Origin of the sequence: Nonomuraea sp. NPDC050536, from assembly GCF_044457685.1 — a bacterium.
In the GTDB taxonomy this organism is placed as follows: domain Bacteria; phylum Actinomycetota; class Actinomycetes; order Streptosporangiales; family Streptosporangiaceae; genus Nonomuraea.
In genome coordinates this window covers 71,623-90,664 of sequence record NZ_JBITHD010000001.1, presented here as the reverse complement: position 1 = coordinate 90,664, position 19,042 = coordinate 71,623, and the positions used below count along the sequence as shown (strand labels likewise).

Annotated in this window: 13 protein-coding genes, 1 tRNA gene, 1 pseudogene and 1 riboswitch; of the genes and pseudogenes, 8 read left to right on the top strand and 7 right to left on the bottom strand. The window is 67.9% G+C overall.

Annotation, left to right across the window (positions count from 1 at the left end):
• Window positions 1–5 precede the first annotated feature (5 nt).
• Window positions 6–1,175, bottom strand: coding sequence for a hypothetical protein (locus ACIBHX_RS00455; protein ID WP_397062777.1), 1,170 nt, complete (start codon window positions 1,173–1,175; stop codon window positions 6–8).
• 196 nt (window positions 1,176–1,371) lie between these two features.
• Here ACIBHX_RS00455 and ACIBHX_RS00450 point away from each other — a divergent pair, with 196 nt between their 5' ends.
• Window positions 1,372–1,587 (top strand): hypothetical protein, encoded by a 216-nt coding sequence (locus ACIBHX_RS00450; protein ID WP_397062775.1) that lies wholly within the window; start codon window positions 1,372–1,374, stop codon window positions 1,585–1,587.
• 189 nt (window positions 1,588–1,776) lie between these two features.
• Window positions 1,777–1,891: riboswitch (TPP riboswitch) on the top strand.
• A gap of 117 nt (window positions 1,892–2,008) precedes the next feature.
• Here ACIBHX_RS00450 and ACIBHX_RS00445 read toward each other — a convergent pair.
• Both ACIBHX_RS00445 and ACIBHX_RS00440 read right to left on the bottom strand, forming a co-directional pair.
• On the bottom strand, window positions 2,009–4,291 hold the full coding sequence (locus ACIBHX_RS00445) for a transketolase-like TK C-terminal-containing protein (RefSeq protein WP_397062773.1): 2,283 nt from the start codon (window positions 4,289–4,291) through the stop codon (window positions 2,009–2,011).
• A gap of 123 nt (window positions 4,292–4,414) precedes the next feature.
• Complete coding sequence (locus tag ACIBHX_RS00440) at window positions 4,415–5,626, bottom strand: trans-sulfuration enzyme family protein (protein ID WP_397062771.1); 1,212 nt, start codon at window positions 5,624–5,626, stop codon at window positions 4,415–4,417.
• A 98-nt stretch (window positions 5,627–5,724) separates the two neighbouring features.
• Here ACIBHX_RS00440 and ACIBHX_RS00435 point away from each other — a divergent pair, with 98 nt between their 5' ends.
• Window positions 5,725–6,222, top strand: coding sequence for an Lrp/AsnC family transcriptional regulator (locus tag ACIBHX_RS00435; protein WP_397062769.1), 498 nt, complete (start codon window positions 5,725–5,727; stop codon window positions 6,220–6,222).
• An 8-nt stretch (window positions 6,223–6,230) separates the two neighbouring features.
• Here ACIBHX_RS00435 and ACIBHX_RS00430 read toward each other — a convergent pair.
• Window positions 6,231–6,323 (bottom strand): annotated as a pseudogene (locus tag ACIBHX_RS00430) (DNA-binding response regulator); the annotation flags it as partial.
• 490 nt (window positions 6,324–6,813) lie between these two features.
• Between ACIBHX_RS00430 and ACIBHX_RS00425 the strand changes: the two are divergent.
• Window positions 6,814–8,553, top strand: coding sequence for a hypothetical protein (locus tag ACIBHX_RS00425; protein ID WP_397062768.1), 1,740 nt, complete (start codon window positions 6,814–6,816; stop codon window positions 8,551–8,553).
• 952 nt (window positions 8,554–9,505) lie between these two features.
• Here ACIBHX_RS00425 and ACIBHX_RS00420 read toward each other — a convergent pair.
• Window positions 9,506–9,578: transfer RNA gene (locus ACIBHX_RS00420), tRNA-Ala, on the bottom strand.
• A 77-nt stretch (window positions 9,579–9,655) separates the two neighbouring features.
• On the opposite strand from ACIBHX_RS00420, the gene ACIBHX_RS00415 reads away from it, so the two are divergent.
• The 5 genes from ACIBHX_RS00415 to ACIBHX_RS00395 all read left to right on the top strand — a co-directional run bounded on the left by ACIBHX_RS00415 (window position 9,656) and on the right by ACIBHX_RS00395 (window position 17,333).
• On the top strand, window positions 9,656–10,558 hold the full coding sequence (locus tag ACIBHX_RS00415; protein WP_397062766.1) for an RNA polymerase sigma-70 factor: 903 nt from the start codon (window positions 9,656–9,658) through the stop codon (window positions 10,556–10,558).
• 151 nt (window positions 10,559–10,709) lie between these two features.
• A complete protein-coding gene (locus ACIBHX_RS00410) occupies window positions 10,710–11,474 on the top strand; it encodes an alpha/beta fold hydrolase (protein ID WP_397062765.1) in 765 nt (254 codons plus the stop codon).
• A gap of 5 nt (window positions 11,475–11,479) precedes the next feature.
• On the top strand, window positions 11,480–12,253 hold the full coding sequence (locus tag ACIBHX_RS00405) for a MerR family transcriptional regulator (protein WP_397062763.1): 774 nt from the start codon (window positions 11,480–11,482) through the stop codon (window positions 12,251–12,253).
• A 325-nt stretch (window positions 12,254–12,578) separates the two neighbouring features.
• Window positions 12,579–13,760, top strand: a complete 1,182-nt coding sequence (locus tag ACIBHX_RS00400) for a cytochrome P450 (RefSeq protein ID WP_397062761.1) — start codon at window positions 12,579–12,581, stop codon at window positions 13,758–13,760.
• A gap of 363 nt (window positions 13,761–14,123) precedes the next feature.
• Entirely contained in the window at window positions 14,124–17,333 is a 3,210-nt protein-coding gene (locus tag ACIBHX_RS00395; RefSeq protein ID WP_397062759.1) for a BTAD domain-containing putative transcriptional regulator, read from the top strand.
• Here ACIBHX_RS00395 and ACIBHX_RS00390 read toward each other — a convergent pair.
• Both ACIBHX_RS00390 and ACIBHX_RS00385 read right to left on the bottom strand, forming a co-directional pair.
• Complete coding sequence (locus ACIBHX_RS00390; RefSeq protein WP_397062757.1) at window positions 17,317–18,081, bottom strand: ABC transporter permease; 765 nt, start codon at window positions 18,079–18,081, stop codon at window positions 17,317–17,319. The genes ACIBHX_RS00395 and ACIBHX_RS00390 overlap by 17 nt on opposite strands.
• Window positions 18,078–19,022, bottom strand: a complete 945-nt coding sequence (locus ACIBHX_RS00385; RefSeq protein WP_397062755.1) for an ATP-binding cassette domain-containing protein — start codon at window positions 19,020–19,022, stop codon at window positions 18,078–18,080. The genes ACIBHX_RS00390 and ACIBHX_RS00385 overlap by 4 nt, the downstream gene beginning before the upstream one ends.
• Between the last annotated feature and the right edge of the window lie 20 nt (window positions 19,023–19,042).

Sequence of the window (19,042 nt, the reverse complement as noted above, 5' to 3'; positions counted from 1 at the left end):
GAGGTTCAGCCGCTGAACCCACTCCATGCCTTGGCCTCCGTCCTCGACAGCTTGTCGCGGCTGTACCACCCCAAGGCGGCGGCGAAGAGCGTGGTGAGACCTCCAAGGCTGATCGCGATCTTCTTGGAGCTGCCGGCGAGAAACGACGACATCCGCCAGGCGATCGAGTCCCTCTGGATCAGCAGTGTCGGATTGAAAGTCGCCGCTACGGAGAAGGCGAGCAGGGCGGCGACGAACATCGCCGATGCCGCGTTGAGCACCCCGTAGGCGATGTTGAGCGTTCCGACGATGGATTGCAGCGCTCCGGTCTTGGAACCCAAGCCGTTCTCGTAGTCCCGGCCGGCGTTGTGGAAGCCGGCGACCCTCTTGGTCGCCGCCGCCGCAGCGTCGCCCCGCCATCGGACCAGATCACCGTTGACCATGCCGGCGGCGACCGCACTCGGCCGAATCTCCGGTGCGCCGCCCAGCGCGCGGCCTCGGCGGTTCAGCACGTCGTTGATCCGCTCATCGGATGGCACCAGCAGGGCCAGCGCGACGAGCTGAGCCATCATGGCGGCGGCGGACATCGCTCCGGCCATCCTGGCGTAGCCCAGCGTGAACTTGCTGAACCTGCTCATCTTCGCGATCTCGTAGTTCGGCACGTAGCGCACGCTGAGGGGATGGCCGGGCCTGTGGAACTCGTGAACGGCCGCGCCCCAGGTCTTGGCGAGAACGACGCCACCGACCGACAGGGGAAAAACGTGCCGGGCCGGGGTGGTCGCGAAATCCTGACCGGACCATGAGCCGCTCTCCGGGCTCCCGCCGTGTGGCGGTCCCTCGACGCGCAAGGATCCGCGATACCTCGTGAGCTCCTCCCGATAGGCCTGCACGAGCTCGTTCAGCCGCCGCCTGGTCTCGTCTTCCGTCGCCACGTAGCGCGTCGCCGTCGTATGGAACATGTCCGCCAGGCCGTCTGCGGATGCGGCTCCGTGCCGCGCGTCCTCCACCTCGCCACGAACGCCGTCGTTGTACGCGGATCGGAAGATCTCGCCAACCAGGCTGAGCGCCCCGGGCGGTAGGAGACTGCCGTCAAGTTCCCCGGCCGTACGATCGAGATCTTCCCGCATCGTCTGCGAATTCACGACCGCTCGCGAAAAGGTGTCCAGATCCCAGCCAAGCTCATCAGACGCATCCACAGGCGATCAACCTAGCAGCGTCCCCGAACACCCCACCCGGCGTGCGGGACTCTCCTCACCGATCAACCAGAACGGAATCGTGGCGTCGACGGCGTCTCACGTCCTGGTAGTCGACCACCTGGGTAAACCACGCATGACCGTGCCTCGCAGGAATCCCAGGGACACCTAAAACCTCCACCCCGACGGAACCCGCCTCGTGGTCGTCCGAAACGCCGACGAGCGCGTGGACACCTACGCCGTCAAGACAGGCAAGCGCCTGTCCAGCGTCGCCCTCAAGTTCCCCGGCGGCGAATATCTCGGCACCGGTCTCGGCTGGTCAAAGGAGGGTCCCTTCCTGGTGCGCGGGTACCTGTACGACCGCGTCTACTACCTGGACCTGACGACAGGCAAACTCTGGCGCCGCAAGCACTGACACGCGAACACCGCACAGGCCAGTGGACCTGCAAGGTGGCGCTGGACGTGTGACGCCAGGAGCGATCTCTTGACCGGCACGCGTGAGCATAGCTCGGGTCAGTGGTCCCAGAGCCGTTTTCCCTGGTAGGGCGGCTCGTACGGCGGTATACTAAGCGTAGGCCTGTGGGACGACGAGGGAGCCTGACCCGAGAGCCCTCAAGGGGGCACAACGGAAGGACTGAGAGGCCGGAGCCAAAGGCAACGGCGACCCCTAGTCACCTGATCCGGACCATACCGGCGAAGGGAGAGCGCCTCACAGGTCTTATGTTGCCCGCGAGCGACGAGGGCGCGCGGAAGCACGACGGTCTCCGGGACGTCGCGTAGCGCCGCGCTTGGCCGTACGACAGGGCTTCGCGAGGCGCACGTCCAAGGTCGGCACGTCAGCGTCCGGTGAGGCCTAGGGCGGCGTCGACGATGGAACCTGTGTCGATGCCGTGGATCGCGTGCGCGTCGTGCAGGTCGCTCGACTGGCCGAACTCCGTCACTCCGAGGCAGCGGATCCGGTCGCCGCGCGCGCCCGCGAGGAACGCCAGGGTGTGTGGATGGCCGTCGAGGACGGTGACCAGAGGCGCGGTGTACTCCGCGGGGAACAGCAGGTCGATGATGCCGCTGCCCTCGCCGCAGGTGAGCCGGCCCCGGGCCTGCATTGACCGGAACACCAGGTCAGGGCTGGTGAGACAGACGACGCCTGCCACGATCCCCTGCCCGGCGAGCAGGTCGGCAGCCCGCATGACCTCGGGCATGATCGCTCCGACGGCGACGAGGGTCACCTGCTCGGTGGCGGGCTCGTGATCGGTGATCCGGTAGCCGCCCGCGACGGCCTGCCTGCGGCGCCGTTCGAGGAGCGGCCCGTCCGCCGGCAGGCGCGCGAGAGCCTGGTCGAGGGGTCGAGTCGACAGCCGGAAATACGACGAGGTACCGCCCGGCACGCCCACCTTCCGCATCGCCTCCAGCAGGCACCACTCCAGGTCCTGCGCGAATGCGGGCTCCCACGCGACACAGCCGGGCTGCTCCAGCCCGATCGACGGGGTGGTGATCGACTGGTGCGCCCCGCCCTCGGGGGCCAGAGTCACCCCCGACGGCGTGCCCACAAGGATGGATTGGCCGCCGGAGTAGATGCCGTAGGACCACGGTTCCAGCGCGCGCGAGACGAACGGGTCGTAGATCGTGCCGATCGGGATGAGGCGCTGCCCCCAGCGGCTCCAGGTCGCGCCCAGCTCGCCCAGCAGCCCCACCAGGTTGACCTCGGCGATGCCGAGCTCGATGTGCTGGCCGGTGCCGACCTCGGACCACTTCAGGAGCCGCTCGGTGTCGTCGGCGAACCAGTCCCGGCGGTCCGTGACCGACCAGACGCCCGTCTTGTTGATCCAGCCGCCGAGGTTGGTGGACGACGCGACGTCGGGGCTGCAGGTGACGACCCGGGCGGCGACCTCGGGAGCCTCGCGCTTGAGGTCGGCGAGCAGCCGGCCGAAGGTGGCCTGGGTCGAGGCGGGCGCCCGGTGCTGTCGGCCGAGCGAGACCGGTACGTTCGCGGGCTTGTCGTGCGCGATCGGAGTGCGTCTGAGCCTCTCGCCCCGCTCCGCGCACAGCTTGGCCTCCGGCGAGCCAGGCTCGAACGCGCGCCACGGGTCAGCCATGTCGGTGCCGCAGGACTGCGCCAAGGTGGCCATCTGGGCCTCGGTCAACAGAGCCGAGTGGTTGTTCGGGTGCCCCTCGGTCGGCAGGCCGCGGCCCTTGACGGTGTAGGCGAACACGACGGTCGGGCGGTCGTCGACGCTACGGTAGGTGTCCAGCAGCAGCTCGAGGTCGTGGCCGCCGAGGTCACGGATCGCCCGCGCCATCCGCGGGGGCGAGATTCCGTCGACCAGGTCGCGCAGCGCCCGGCCGGCCGAGTCGCCCGCGATCCGGCTGGGCAGCTCGGAGACGTCCGCCCGCAGCAGCCGCTGGTACTCCTCGTTCGGCATTTCCTCCAGGCGGCATCGCAGTTCCTCGCCACCCGGCCGGGCGAAGAGCTCGGAGACCTCCCGGCCCCACTTGAGGACGACGACCCGCCAGCCGGCGGCCTCGAACATGCCCCGCAGACGGTGGATCTGCACGTCGGGCACCACCCGGTCGAGCGATTGGCGGTTGAAATCGACCACCCAGAGCAGCTCACCCAGTTTGGCGACCGACGGGTCGGCGACGGCTTCCCAGATCGCGCCCTCGTCCAGCTCGGCGTCACCGATCAGGCTGATGAACCGACCTGCCGGAGGGGTCTCGTCGAACCGCGAGCGCAGGTAGCGGTGGGAGATCGCCGCCCACACCGGGGCGGTGGCGCCGATGCCCACAGAACCCGTGGAGAAGTCGACGGTGTCGTGGTCCTTCAGGCGGCTGGGATAACTTTGCAGGCCGCCCTTCTCGCGCAGCGTCGGCAGGTACTTCGCGTCCAGGTCACCGAGCAGGTAGTTGATCGCGTGCAGCACCGGTGACGCGTGCGGCTTCACGGATACGCGGTCGAGCGCGGTCAGTTCGTGGAACCACAGCGACACCATGATGTCGACCATCGACGCCGACGACGCCTGGTGCCCGCCGACCTTGATTCCGGTGTCGTTGGGCCGGCTCCGGTTGGCCACGTCGACGATCGACGTGGCCAGCCACAGGACGCGCCGCGAGATCTCTCGCATGGTCGCGATGTCGTACGGTTGCCCGGCTCCGGCCGCGAGGCCCGTGGGTCCCCGAAGACCGGCGTGGGCCGGGACCATCGTGTCGTAGCGCATGGGAGTCCAGCTCTTCTCGGTTGCGGAGGTCTACGGGTGCGACGCGCCCGCGTGCGCGGGAGCCGTACGACTCGCGGCGAGGGCCTGGTCGAGGTCGGCGATCAGGTCCTCGTGGTCCTCCAGCCCGATGGAGAGGCGGACCAGCCCGGCGGCCGGGCGGGCCTCGGGGGCGACGGGCCGGTGCGTCAGCGCGGCGGGATGCTGGACCAGCGAGTCGACGCCACCCAGGGACACCGCGTGGGTGAAGAGGCGGACCGCCGATGTGAGGCGCCTGGCCTGCTCCAGACCTCCGTGGAGGTCGATCGAGATCATCGCCCCTGGGCCCTTCATCTGCCGGCCGACAAGTCCCCGTGGGTTCCCCGCGATGCCGGGGTAGTGCACCTGGGAGATGCTCGGATGGGTGCTCAGCCACGCGGCGACGCGCTGGGCGTTCGCCTGCTGCGCCCGGACCCGGATCGGGAGCGTGGCGAGACCCCGGTGCAGGAGGTAGGCGCCAAGGGGGTGAAGAAGGGCACCCGTGATGGCGCGGACCCGGCGCAGCGCGGCAGCCTGCTCCTGGTTACAGGCGATGACGCCGGCGATGACGTCGCCGTGCCCCCCGAGATACTTGGTCGCGCTGTGCAGCACCATCGAGGCGCCGAAATCGACGGGGTTCTGCAGGATGGGGGTCGCGAAGGTGTTGTCCACGAGAACGGGAACGCCGCGGGCCGTCTCGACGACGGCACGGATGTCGACCAGGTCGAGTGTCGGGTTGGCGGGTGTCTCCAGCATGATCAGCGCCGTGTCCGGCCGGAGCGCCGCGGCAACGCCCTCGGCCGTACAGAACGACACCTCGGCGCCGAGGACGCCCGAAGCCAGCAGGTGATCGGTCCCGCCGTAAAGTGGACGGACCGCCACGATGTGGCGGTGACCGGTCTCCCGCGTCATCGCGAGGATCGCCGCGGTCGTCGCCGCCATCCCCGAGGAGAACGCCACGGCTGCCTCGGTGTGCTCCATCCGCGCCAGTGCCGACTCGAATCGGGCCACGGTCGGGTTCCACAGCCGCCCGTAGACGGCTCCGCCCTCCTCGTACGGCGTGCCCCCGCCGGCCATGGCCTCGTACGAAAGGCCGCCGGCCTCGATGTCCGGCAGCGGATTGGTCGAGGACAGATCGATGGGAAGCGCGTGAACACCTAGTTCGGCGAGGTCCTCGCGGCCCGCGTGGACGGCTATGGAGTCGAGCTGCAGCCGAGGCGAAATCATGTCGCCACGATGAGCGAATCCGCAGATAATTTCAACGGTTGTTGTGGAAGCTGGCACTCTACGCGAGAATCGATGCAGATTCCGCAAATGGAGCACTCATGTCTGACCTGTCGTCGAAGAATCCGCAACACGCTCCGGCGTCTCTCGACGGTACCGACCTGGCCATTCTCGCCGCCCTCGTGAAGGACGGCCGGATGACCAACGCCGCACTCGCCGCCAGGGTGGGAGTCGCCGAATCCACGTGCGCGTACCGGGTGCGCGCCCTGAGGCAGTCGGGTGTCATCGCGAGCATCAACGCCCGGCTCAACTTCGGCGCGCTCGGCCACCCGATCCACGCGATCATCAAGGTCCGTCTGGGAAGTCACAACCGAGAGCACGTCCGCAACCTCTACGACAAGCTGGTCATGGTGCCGGGGGCGCTGACGGTCCTCCACGTGGGCGGCGACGACGACTTCCTCTTGCACGTGGCCGTGGAGAGCCCGGAGAAACTCCGAGATCTCATCCTGGAACACGTGACCGTCTACCCGGTGGTGCAGCGGACGGAGACCCAACTGGTGTTCGAGGTACGCGAAGGCCGCGGCGTGCTGAATCCGTGAACGTCTCCGGTCGGCGGGGCGTCCTTGAGCAGGAACCCCGACGCCCCGGCCCGCAACGCCGCGAAGGCGTACTCGTCCAAGTCGAAGGTGGTCAGGACAACTCGCCAAGCTCGACAACAGGGAAGACCCGTTCCTCGACCTGATCGGCGATCCCGACTGGCCACGCGAAAGATCGCCAAGCACCTACGCGGCATCCGTGACGAGCGCGCCGGCCTCGAAGCCCGACGCAGCGAACGAGAGCTTTCTTGATCGTGTTCCGGCTCAGCTCAAACTCCTGACGATCCCCAGCACGCCTGCCTGCCATACGCCAGCGGCCCGCGCGGGCGGCGCCGATCCTGGGGCGATCAGTGGGGGCCGAGGATCCTTCTTCGGATAACCCAGCGATGCCGACGAGGCGTCATCACGGTTTGGTGTCGATCACGCGTCGCTGACCTGGCTGTGTCACGAAGAGTGACACCCGTGGACGGCTTGACCGTATCTCGTGTCGCGTCGTTCATCCACGTAGGAACGGCCACCGTTAGTCGAATTCGTGTTCTATTAGTTGCGATCGTCACTGAACGTCGATCTTGACCTCAGGTGCCTCCCTCTGGGTTGATCAAGGTGTCTTTACTTCCTCATCCTCAAGAGCGGAGATCCCTGATGCGCCTGTTACCTGTGGCACGCCCTCACCCCGTCGGCCCCCTGCTCACTCGGCTCGCACGCCGGTCGGTAGGCCTCCTGTCGGCTTTCGCCATGGCAACCGGGCTTCTGCTCGCCGTGACTCCGACCGCCTCGGCCGCCGACTCCACGACAGACCTCGGTATGAACTGGTCGAACCGACCCGGTGATATTGCCGTCGGCAACGGAAAGGTCTTCGTCTCCAACGGAGACCGCATCGCTGTCACGGACGCAAAGGGCCAGCTCGTGGGCGCGATCACCAGCCTGTCCGACGCCTACGGGCTTGCCATGGCTCCGGACGGCGCGCACCTGTACGCAGCGCTGATCGGCCCCAGGCAGGTCATCGAGATCGACACCGCCAGTTTGGAGATCACCCGGCGCATCGACCTTGCCGCCTATCCGTGCCCGACGAACCTGGCGCGCTCCGGCGACTGGCTATGGGTGGGCTACGGTTGCCTGACTACCTGGGGCGGCGGCGTCATCGGGCTGGACCTGTCGACGCCCGCGCCGCAGCCGGTCGCCGTCGCGACCGATCTCTTCGGCGCTCCGGTGCTCGCCGCAGGCGGGAACACACTGGCGGTCGGTGAGAGGGAGCTGAGCCCTTCCGACATGTTCGTTTACGACGTGAGCGCAACGCCCACGCTGCGGGGCACGATCGACGGCCTCACCAACGAGACATCGGGCCCCATCGAACTCGTCGTCACCCCCGACGGGTCGAACCTACTCTCGGCATCGGCTACCCCCTACCGCTTCGAAAGATGGGACACCACCACCCTGGCCAGGGTCCGTTCCTACGGTGAGGAGCCAGGCTCGCCCGGCCTTCCGATGGGCCTGGCGCTCAGCCCGGACGGAACGCGGGTCGTGGGCGGGCGCACCCACGGCACCGACATCACCATGTACGACGCGACGACAGGGGCGAAGATCCACGAGGTGGACAACGAAATCGGCGACCTGGTCGCCGGCAGCGTCGCGTTCTTGGGCACCGACGTCTTCGCTGTCCTGAGGTCCTCCAACGACGACAGCCTCCACCTGTGGCGACTCGAAGGCTTCACCCGCCCGGACTCGACGCTGACGTTGACGGCTCCCGCCGACCCGTTCGTGAACCGGCAGCTCGCTCTCACCGGGCGGCTTGAACTCCCCGGCGAGCCGGCTCCCGGTACGCAGACCCTCACGGTGACCCGTCGCCTCCCTGATGGAACCAGCCAGCCGCTCGACAACGTGACAACCGCTGCGGATGGCAGCTTCACCGTCACCGACACCCCGACGGTCGGCGGAGAGCACGTCTACACCGCGTTCTGGGGTGGAAACGGCGGCTTCCGCGGGAGTACGGCTTCGGTGACGGCGACGGTCAAGTACAAGCCATCCCTCACGCTGACAGGCCCAGCCGGCGGACCGGTCGGCACGACGCTGACCTTCAGCGGGGTGCTGCGATTCGACGGCCTGAACTCCACGGATGGCTTCACGCTCAAGGTGAGCCGGACTGTGAGTAACGGCAACGGCACCATCACCACGACTCTGCCGTCGGCGCACCCCAGCAGCAACGGGACATACCGCTTCACTGACCGGCCGCGTGAGCCCGGTATATACACCTACACCGTCGAGTGGCTCGGCAGCGGTCTCTTCCCTCCCGCGACGGCGAACCACGACGTGCGAGTGCTGACGGTCATCGAATAGCCGCCACCCTGGCGATAGGGCGAGCGCCGCTCGGCTACATCAGCGAGCGGCGCCTGAGCTAAGCCGCGTGGCAAGTCCGGGACCGCCAACGTCCTGTTGGGCGATCCGACCGCCTGCCCGGACGCTTCGACGGACGCGAAGTCCGCACCGTAGCCGTTGACCCCGAACGCGCACCCCTCATCTACCTGGCGCCTTCGAGCTGTACGCCACCGGCACCCACGGCTACGAATCACTCCGCGACACCCTCACAGACGCACGTCTTCGCATGAAGCCCACCAAGAGCCACCCAGCAGGCGCACAGATCTCCATCCACAAGATCGGCAAATGCTGCGTGACCGCTACTACCTGGGGATACGTCACCCAAGACGGCATCGACTACCAGGGCAGACACGAACCAATCATCCAAGCCGAGCTGTTCAACCGCGTCCGGTCCTTTTCAACGAGCACGGGGCAGGCGTCCGCGCCCGCACGCACCACCACGACCTCAAGGGCTCCATTGGTGCCACCGCAGCACGCACCGGCTGATCATCATGTCCGGCAAGAGCAAGAGCGGACGTCGGTACCTGTACGTCATGTGCTGTGGCCGCCAAGACCGCACTTGCGACCTCCTGAGCAACCCTCACGAGCTGTACGGCACCGCCAACCAAATCGCCGAACGCCTGCTCAACCAAGCGTGTCCTTCACACCCCGCTACATCGACGCGACGACACTGACAGAACCCCCAGAGTCAGCACCTACGACCCCACAGCCCCCATCGCCCCACCGCCGTACGTCCACGGGAGCGAAAGCACAACCACGAGACTGACGCGGCGCAAGCGTGAAATCGAACAGAGCCCGAGCGAAGCGAGGCCCGTTGGCCCGACGCTGGGGGTCCGGGGGTCACCCCCCGGAGTAAACCCCGAAAACGGGAAGCGGCCCCCGAAGGGGGCCGCGAACATGACGAGGAAGTAAGTGGAGCTATGGGGATTCGAACCCCAGACCTCCTCCATGCCATGGAGGCGCGCTACCAACTGCGCTATAGCCCCGTGATGCGTGGATAAGTGTATAGGAATCCGAGGGCGCTCGTGTCACGTCATGCCCTGTGTGCTACGTCTTAGGTTTCATGTCGAGCTTTGAAGACCAGAGAAGCCTGCTGACCGGCGTCGCCTACCGGATCCTCGGGAGCGTGGCCGATGCCGAGGATGTCGTGCAGGAGGCGTGGCTGCGCTGGTCCGGGGTCGACGAGGCGACCGTGGATGACCCGAAGGCGTACCTGATCCGCGTGACGTCGCGGTTGGCGATCGACCGGTTGCGGTGGGCGAAGTCGCGTCGCGAGGCGTACGTCGGCCCGTGGCTGCCCGAGCCGATCAGCCTGGCGCCCGACGTGGCCGAGCACGCCGAGCTGGCCGATTCCGTGGAGCTGGCGCTGCTGGTGGTGCTGGAGACGCTGTCGCCGCTGGAGCGGGCGGTGTTCGTGCTGCGGGAGGCGTTCGACCTGCCGTTCTCGGAGATCGCGCAGGTGATCGGGCGGGGTGAGGCGGCGACCCGGCAACTGGCCAAGCGGGCGCGCGAGCACGTACAGGACAAACGCGCGCGCTTCGAGGTGGATCTGGGGCAGCGGCGGCAGATCACCGAGCGTTTCATGACCGCCGCGTCCGATGGCGACCTCGACGGGCTGATGGAGCTGCTGTCGAGCGAGGTCACGCTGGTCAGCGACGGCGGCGGCAAGGCACGCTCGCCGCTGCGCACCCTCACCGGCGCGATCAACGTCACCCGCTTCCTCGCCTCGATCACGACGCCGGACGGCATCGCGAAGTTCATGGCCTCGATCAGCGTGACGGACTTCGCGGACATGTCGTACGGCATGGCCACCGTGAACGACGCCCCCGCCATCGTCATGTCGGTCGCCGGGCGCGTGGTCTCGGTCATGGCCCTGGACATCAAGGACGGCGCTATCGACACCATCTACCTCCTCGCCAACCCCGACAAACTCACCCACCTCACCCCGACCTTCCCCGAGCGCTAGCCGTACGGCGGGCCCCGTTTGCGTGGCAGGTCGGGTTTGGCAGGGTCGCCTCATTGCCGTTCATGGAACCGCGGCTTGACCTTGACCTTAGGTCAGGCTCGACGCTGATGGCATGACGATCTCAAACACGAGTCACTCGGGCTGGAGTGGCATGTTGCCGGTGGAAGACACCGCGCTGGCCGTGACCGACACCGGCGGCACAGGTACCCCCGTGGTCTACCTGAACGGTTCCTACGCCAGCCAGCGGCACTGGCGCCCCGTCATCAACGACCTGGGGTCGGGGTGGCGACACATCACCTACGACGAGCGGGCTCGCGGCAAGTCGCAGAAGTCGGCGGACTACTCCTTCGAGGCCTGCGTCCGGGATCTCGACGCCGTCCTGAAAGCCAGGAGGGTGGAGCGGCCGATTCTGGTGGGCTGGTCCTACGGCGCGTTGCTCGGGGTGCACTGGGCCGCTCGTAATCCGGGCCGCGTCGCCGGCGTGGTCGGGGTCGACGGCCCATATCCGTCCGGCTGGACCGACGATGCCGACCACGAACGCATCCGGCGGCTGTTCCGTAAGGCCCGGTGGGCGTTGCCGATGGCGCGCCTCATCGGCAACGCCGCGCAGATGAGTGCCGAACAGCATGCCGACATCAACATCGAGGCCCACATACTCCACGCCGCCCTCGAACCGATCCTCGACAGCGTGACCGTCCCGGTCCGATACGTGGTCGGCTCCGGGGAGGCCCTGGGAAGCAAGAATGACGAGCAAGAACAGATGCGCACTACGCTCAACCCCGTGCTCGCCCGCAACCCGAACCTCACGATCAGCGCGAAGGTCGCCGGCAACCACGGCACGATCGTGCGCAAGGATTTCCGCGCCATCGCCGAGGCCACCCGCGAGGTCGCCGCTCTCACCCGCGAAGGTCGCTGACGGCCATGACCAGCGGCGTCACGATCGGCCAGGCGGCGGCCTTCGCCGGCGTCACGATCAAGACCATCCGCCACTACCACCGGCTCGGCCTGGTCGACGAACCGAGCCGTGACGGTTCTGGCTATCGCCGTTACGGGTCGTCCGACCTGCTGCGGCTGGTCCAGGTCCGGACGCTGGCCGAGTCCGGCGTACCGCTATCCGAGATCGGCGCCCTGCTCGGCGCCGATCCGCAGCGGTTCGCCGCCGACCTGGCCGAGGTCAAACGGCGGCTGACCGATCGGATCGAGGAGATGATCGCGCGCCGCGACTTGCTGGACCGGCTGGCCAACGGTGACCGGGCCCTGTTGCCCGACCGGGCCTGCGCGCTGTTGGACCGGGCCGCCGGCCTCGGCTTCACCCCGGACGAGGTGGCGGCCTACCGCGAGGGCATGGTGCTGGCCAGGGCCCTGGTCCCCGACGGCTTCGACGACTATCTCACCAAGGCCGAACACGCCCTCGACGACACCCGGTTCATCGCCTTGAACAAGCAATGCTGGGCCGCCAAGGACTTGGAACCCGACGACCCCCGCATCGAGGAACTCGCGAACGCCTTGGCCGACCGCTTCCTCGCCAACCCCGCGTTGCTCGCCATCTCGTACGGCCTCCAGGCCCGCACTGACGCCACCCGATACGGCCTGCTCAACCATCACCGCGAAGACCAGGCCTCGGCCATGGCCCGGCTGACCACGCTGGTCGAGATGAAACTGCGCTCCGCCGGCGTAGACATCCCACACCAATAACCGCAGCCCCACAGTGGCCATAGTCGGAGACGATGGCTCAGCTGCTCAGGCTGATGCGGTGTCGTGTCAGCGGCCGTGTCAGCACGGCGACGGCCCGGTATCAGGGCGGTCGGCGATCGTGGACGCCATGAACGGTTCAGCCATTGCGCTCGTGCTGCACGGTGATTGCAACGCGGCATTGCCTTCGCACGCAGAGTAATTGCACCACTTTGTCGCCATATATCCGGGCAAACGCCTTCCGGATGATTGACAGGCAACCTAGCTTTCGAGCTGCGGAAAACACGTACTATCGCGAGTAGACCCTTGGCCGACGAGAGGAATGACCATGGAACACACCGTCACCACGATGCCGACGACGCGTCAGCCCGGCTGCCCCTTCGACCCGCCCAAGGAGCTGATCGACGCCCAGCGGCACGGCCCCATCAGCCGCACCACGCATTTCGGCGGCAGTCCCGGCTGGCTGATCACCGGATACGACCTGGTCAGGTCGGTGCTGGCCGACCCGCGGTTCAGCTCGCGCAAGGAGCTGCTGAACTTCGGCGACTTCGAGGTCCCGCCGGCGCCGCCCGGTGAGTTCCTCCTCATGGACGACCCCCACCACAGCCGCTACCGCAAACCGCTGGTGGGCAAGTTCACCGTACGGCGGATGCGGCTGCTCACCGAGCGCGTCGAGCAGATCACCGCCGAGTGCCTGGACGCCATGGAGAAGGCCGGGCCGTCGGCCGACCTGGTGACCGCGTTCGCCAAGCCCATCCCCGCCATCATCATCTGCGAGCTGCTGGGCGTGCCGTACGAGGACCGGGGCTCCTTCCAGGAGAACGTCGACAAGTTCATGAACGGGGAGACCAGCGACGAGGACGTGCTCGCGGCCTACACCGCGGTCCAGAGCTACCTCGCCGAGCTGGTGGTAGCCAAGCGCGCCAACCCCACCGACGACGTGCTCAGCGAACTCACCGACAGCGATCTGACCGATGAGGAGCTGAAGGGCGTCAGCCTGATCCTGCTCGCGGCCGGGCTCGACACCACCGCGAACATGCTGGCGCTGGGCACCTTCGCGCTGCTGCAGAACCCGGCGCAGCTGGCCGCGCTGCGCGCCGACCCCGCGCTCACCGAGAAGGCCGTGGAGGAGCTGATGCGGTATCTGAGCGTCGCCAAGACGTTCTGGAGGACGGCGCTGGAGGACGTCGAAGTGGGGGGCCAGCTCATCGAGGCCGGCACGACGGTCACCCTGTCCCTGAACACCGCCAACCGCGACCCCAAGCGCTTCACCGACCCCCACGTGCTCGACCTCCGCCGGCAGGACGGCGGGCACCTGGCCTTCAGCCACGGCGTCCACCAGTGCCTGGGTCAGCAGCTGGCCCGCGTCGAGATGCGGGTCGCCTTCACCGCGCTGCTCGACCGCTTCCCCACGCTGCGCCTGGCCGTACCGGCCGAGGAGGTCAGCCTGCGCCCGGAGACCGCCGACATCTACGGGGTCAAGAGCCTCCCGGTCACCTGGGACGCGTGACCTCGAGCCAGCGAACGGCCACCCACCACTGCTGTGGTCGCTCGCCTGCGTCAGCAGTACGGTGACCAGAATCGTGACCGCGGCATCGGGGCGACCCGGCGGAACGCCCCTGCCGAAGGGCGGCGATGGTCTCCCGCCGCCGTTCGGCAGGGGCAGGGGCGGAATGGAAGACCACGGCGTGCAGGCCACCTGCCCGGGGCCGTCCGGCACGTTACGCAAGACCATCTCGCGACATATCGCGATTGCGCGTACCATGTCTGACCGTGACCGACGATCCCGCCCCGCGAGCCTCGGACGCCGACCGCGACCGCGTCGCGGCGGCGCTCGGCGAGGCACTCACCACAGGAAGACGCACCAGCGCCGATGAAGGTCGGCGGTGTGCGCGCAGTGACGATTAGTCGGTCGTCGCCACGGTTCGGCACAATGTCTGACATGCGAGTCGAATTGCTCGGACCGTTCGAGGTCCGAAACCGTGGTGGGGCCGTCGTAGAGGTTCCTGGGATTCGGCTGCGCGCACTGCTGGCTGCGCTCGCCCTCGAACCTGGCCGGATCGTCACGCGTACGAGGCTGGTGGACTGGATTTGGGGAGAACAGCCGCCCACGGACGAAGTGAATGCCTTGCAGGCGCTGGTGTCCAGGCTCCGCAGGGTGTTGCCGGACGGTGTGATCGAGGCGGATTCCGGCGGGTACCGGCTGGCCGTACCTACTGATGCCGTGGACGTGTCCCGGTTCGAGCAACTGGTCGGTCAGGCCCGCGCCGCTGAGCCTGCGGCGCGGGCGGATCTGCTGCGCTCGGCCTTGGCACTGTGGCGCGGTACGGCCATGGCGGACATCGCGCTGCAAGGCAGCGATGCGTTCGACGCCGCGGTCACGCGTCTGGACGAGCTCTACGTCGCCACGCTCGGGGATCGGGTGGATGCGGATATTCGCCTCGGCCGTGGCTCGGAGCTGGTCTCGGAGCTGACCGAGCTGGTCGCCACGTATCCGCTGCGTGAGGGGTTCGTGGCGGCCTTGATGCGAGCGCTCGCCGAGGCGGGGCGTGGCAACGAGGCGTTGACCGTGTACCAGCGGACGCGCGAGCGGCTCGCCGAGGAGTTGGGCGCCGACCCATCGGCTGAGCTCTCCGCGCTGCACACCGCGCTGCTCCGTGGCGAGCTGGGCCAGCGAGCGGAGAGCGGCAGGACGAACCTGCGCGCCGAGCTGACGAGTTTCGTCGGCAAGGACGATGACATCTCCGCCGTCGCCGGCCTGGCCATCAAGCACCGGCTGGTCACCTTGACGGGGCCGGGTGGCTCCGGCAAGACAAGGCTGGCCACCGAGACCGCCCGGACCATGCTCGCCGAGCTACCGGACGGGGCATGGCTGGTCGAGTTGGCCTCGGTGCAGGCAGGCGGTGAGCTGGCACAGGCCGCCCTTACCGCTATCGGCCTGCGCGACCAGGCACTGCTCGGTGATGCGCGGGGCGGAGAACCGATGGATCGGCTCATCGCCGCGGTCAGGGAGCGCGCGATCTTGCTGATCCTGGACAACTGCGAGCACATGATCGAGGCGGCCGCGGCTTTCGCGGATCGGCTTCTGGGTGAGTGCCGGAGGCTGCGGATCCTGGCAACGAGCAGGGAACCGCTCGGTATCACCGGGGAGGTGCTGTGGCAGGTCGAACCGCTCGCGCTGCCCGCGAACGGCGCCGGCCCCGCCGAGGTCGGGTCCTCGCCCGCGGTGCGGTTGCTGCGGGACCGCGCGGAGCTGGTGCGCAAGGACATCGGCTCCGACGCGCACACCTTGTCGACCATGGCGCGGATCTGCCGGGCGCTCGACGGGATGCCGCTGGCGATCGAACTGGCCGCTGCACGGCTACGCACCATGTCTGTCGATCAGCTGGCACGTGGGCTCGATGACCGTTTTCGGCTGCTGACCGGCGGCAGCCGTACGGCGCTGCCCCGGCACAAGACACTGCGCGCGGTCGTGGACTACAGCTGGGATCTGTTGACCGAGGCCGAACGTGGCGTGCTGCGGCGGCTCTCGGTGTTCTCCGGCGGGGTGAGCCTGGAGGCGGCCGAACGGGTGTGCGGGGACGAGGTCGCCGGGGAGCAGGTCTTCGACGTGCTGACCGCGTTGATCGAGAAGTCGCTGCTGCTCGCCGACGGCGAAGGCACGCCGCGCTACCGGATGCTCAACACCATCAGGGAGTACGCGGCACAGCGCCTCGCCGAAGCCGGGGAAACCGAGCTGGCGCGCCGGGCGCACCTTGCCTACTTCACCGAGCTGGCCGAGACGGCCGACCCGCACCTGCGTCGGGCCGAGCAGGTGGAGTGGCTGTCCAGGCTCGAGGCCGAGCACGACAACATCAGTGCGGCCGCGCGCGGAGCGATCGCCGAGGGATGGGCGCAGGAGGCGATGCGGCTGGTCGGGGCCTCGGGCTGGTACTGGTACCTCGGCGGGCACAGGGCCGAGGGAACCGAGCTGAGCATCGCGGCGGCCTCGCTGCCCGGTGAGGTCTCCGACGAGGTGCGGGCGATGGCGTACACCATCGTGACGGTGTTCGTGACCTCCGGGATCAGCGGCGATCAGTTTCAGGCGCGGGAATGGATCGAGGAGGCGCACCGGATCATCCAGCGCAGCGGGAGTCGCCACCCGCTGCTCGGGTTCGTCGCGCCGCTGGCGGCGTTGCTGCATGGACCGGCGGAGTTCCTGCCCGCGTTCGAGCCGCTCATCGCCGGCGGCGATCCATGGGTGCGCGCGCAGGCCAGGCTCGCTCGTGGCCGGTTGCGGCTGTCGATCGGCGGCGACGAGACCGACGTGGACCTCGACGGCGAGATCGCCCTTGCCGAGTACCGCGCGCTGGGTGACCGGTTCGGGATCTCGTTCGCGCTGAGCTTCCTGGCCGATCGGCTCGCCATGCGCGGCGAGTTCGCACGCGCGTGTGAGCACTATGAAGAGGCGGCCGCGGCGCTGGCCGAGGTGAGTGCGATCGAGGACGTGGTCGGCCTGCGGGCGCGGCTGGCTCAGCTGTACTGGCTGCTCGGCGATGAGCGATCCAGCATGTCCGCCATGGCGGAGGCGGAGCGGTGCGCGGACGGGATCACCTGGCCGGACACGCTCGCCGAGCTGGCGCTGACGAAGTCGCAACTGGCGCGCTGGCGCGGCGAACCGGAGCAGGCACGCCACCACCTGGCCACGGCCCTGGCGATCCTGGGCAACGCGGACCTGGCCGACTCCATCCACATCCAGGCCATGAACCTGTACGGATACCTCACGGAGGATCTCGAGCAGGCCCGTGCGCATCGGCGCGAGGCGTTGCACGCGGTCATGGAGCACATGATTCCTTCGATGATCGCCGAGGTGTTGATCGGGATCGCGGATGTCGCGCTGCGCCAGGGACAGTACGAGCAGGCCGTGCGATTGCTGGCGGCCAGCGACGCCGTGCGCGGTACGCCGGATCGTTCGCAGCCGGACGCGTCCAGGATCGCCGCGGAAACGCGGAATCGCCTCGGCGAACCTGTGTTCACCGAGGCGACCCGCGACGGACAGCGGCGGGACTGGCGGGAGCTGGCGGAGATCACGCTCGCTTCGTGAACGACTTGCGCGCCCACACGTAGCCGATCAACATGAGCCCCACGCACCAGGCGACCGCCGTGATGGCCGTGCCCGCCGATGGCGCGCTGCCGGTCAGGAACCCGCGCAGGGTTTCGATGATCGGGGTGAACGGCTGGTACTCCGCGAACTGCCGTACACCCGCCCCCATCTTGTCGGCCGGCACGAACGCGCTGCTCAAGAAGGGAAGCAGCATCAGCGGGACGCCGAGGATGCCCGCGCTTTCCGGTGTCTTCGCCGCGAGACCGGCCCCGATGGTCAGCCAGCTGATCGCCAGCACCGCCAGCACGATGATGCCGATCGCGCCGAGCCACTCCGGGAAGCTCGCCGACGGGCTGAATCCCATCAGGAACGAGACCGCGATGACGAGCGCGATGGCCACCAAGGTCCGTAGCAGGGTCGCGATCACGTGCGCGTTCAACACTGCGCCCCGGGACACGTCCATGACGCGAAGCCGGTTGATGAATCCGGTCGTCATATCGGAATTCACCCCGGTCGCGGTGGGGCCGATTCCGTAGCCGATGGTCATGATGATCAACCCTGGCGTCGCGTAGTCGACGTAGTCGGTGCCGACGCTGAATCCGCCGCCGAGCACGTAGACCATGAGGAACAACACGAAGATCGGCATGATGATGGCGTTGAGCAGCGTCAGCGGATTCCGCATCGTGTGCCGGAAGTTGCGCCGCATCATGGTGGCGGAATCCGCCAGGGAAGCTGAGATGGCGTTCATCGTGCGTTGACCTTCTTGTTCGCGTTACCGGTAAGGGCGAGGAAGACGTCATCGAGGTCCGGTGTGTGCACCGACAGTTCCTCGACTTCTATGGAATGCGCATCGAGCCGATCGAGCAGCGCGCGCAGGGATTTCACCCCGCCGTCGCCGGGAACGCGCAAGGTCAGCTCTTCGTCGTTCCTGGTGGATCCGGGCAGGACCTGTGCCGCGACGTCGAGTTCGTGCCGCTGAGTGAACAGCAGCCGGATATGGCTGCCGGGGATCTGGCGCTTGAGCTCGTCGGCGGTGCCCTCGGCTACCAGCCGGCCCTGATCGAGTACGGCGATGCGGTTGGCGAGCTCGTCGGCCTCGTCGAGGTACTGGGTGGTGAGGAAGATGGTCGTACCGTCGGCGACCAGCCCCCGGATGATCTCCCACATGGTGCGGCGGCTGCGGGGATCGAGTCCAGTCGTGGGCTCGTCCAGGAAAATGATCTGCGGCTCGCCGACCAGCGTCATGGCGAGGTCCAGCTTGCGGCGCATGCCGCCGGAGTAGGACGACGCCGGTTTGTCCGCCGCTTCGACCAGCTCGAACCGGTCGAGCAGGTGGTCGGCGATTCGCTTGCCCTTCTTCTTGGGCAGGTGCAGGAGGTCCGCCATCATCAGCAGGTTCTCCTGGCCGGTGAGCAGGTTGTCCACCGAAGCGAACTGCCCGGTGACCCCGATCGCCGCGCGTACCGCCTTGGCTTCCGTGGCCACGTCGTGCCCGGCGACGACCACCTTCCCGGCGTCCGGGGTGATCAGCGTGGTCAGCACGTTCACCGTCGTGGTCTTGCCGGCGCCGTTGGGCCCGAGCAGGGCGAAGATCGTGCCAGTCCGGACATCCAGGTCGATGCCGTCGAGCACGGTCTTGTCTTTGTATGCCTTGCGCAGCCCCGAGGCCGCAATGGCTGAACCGTTCATGGCGTCCACGATCGCCGACC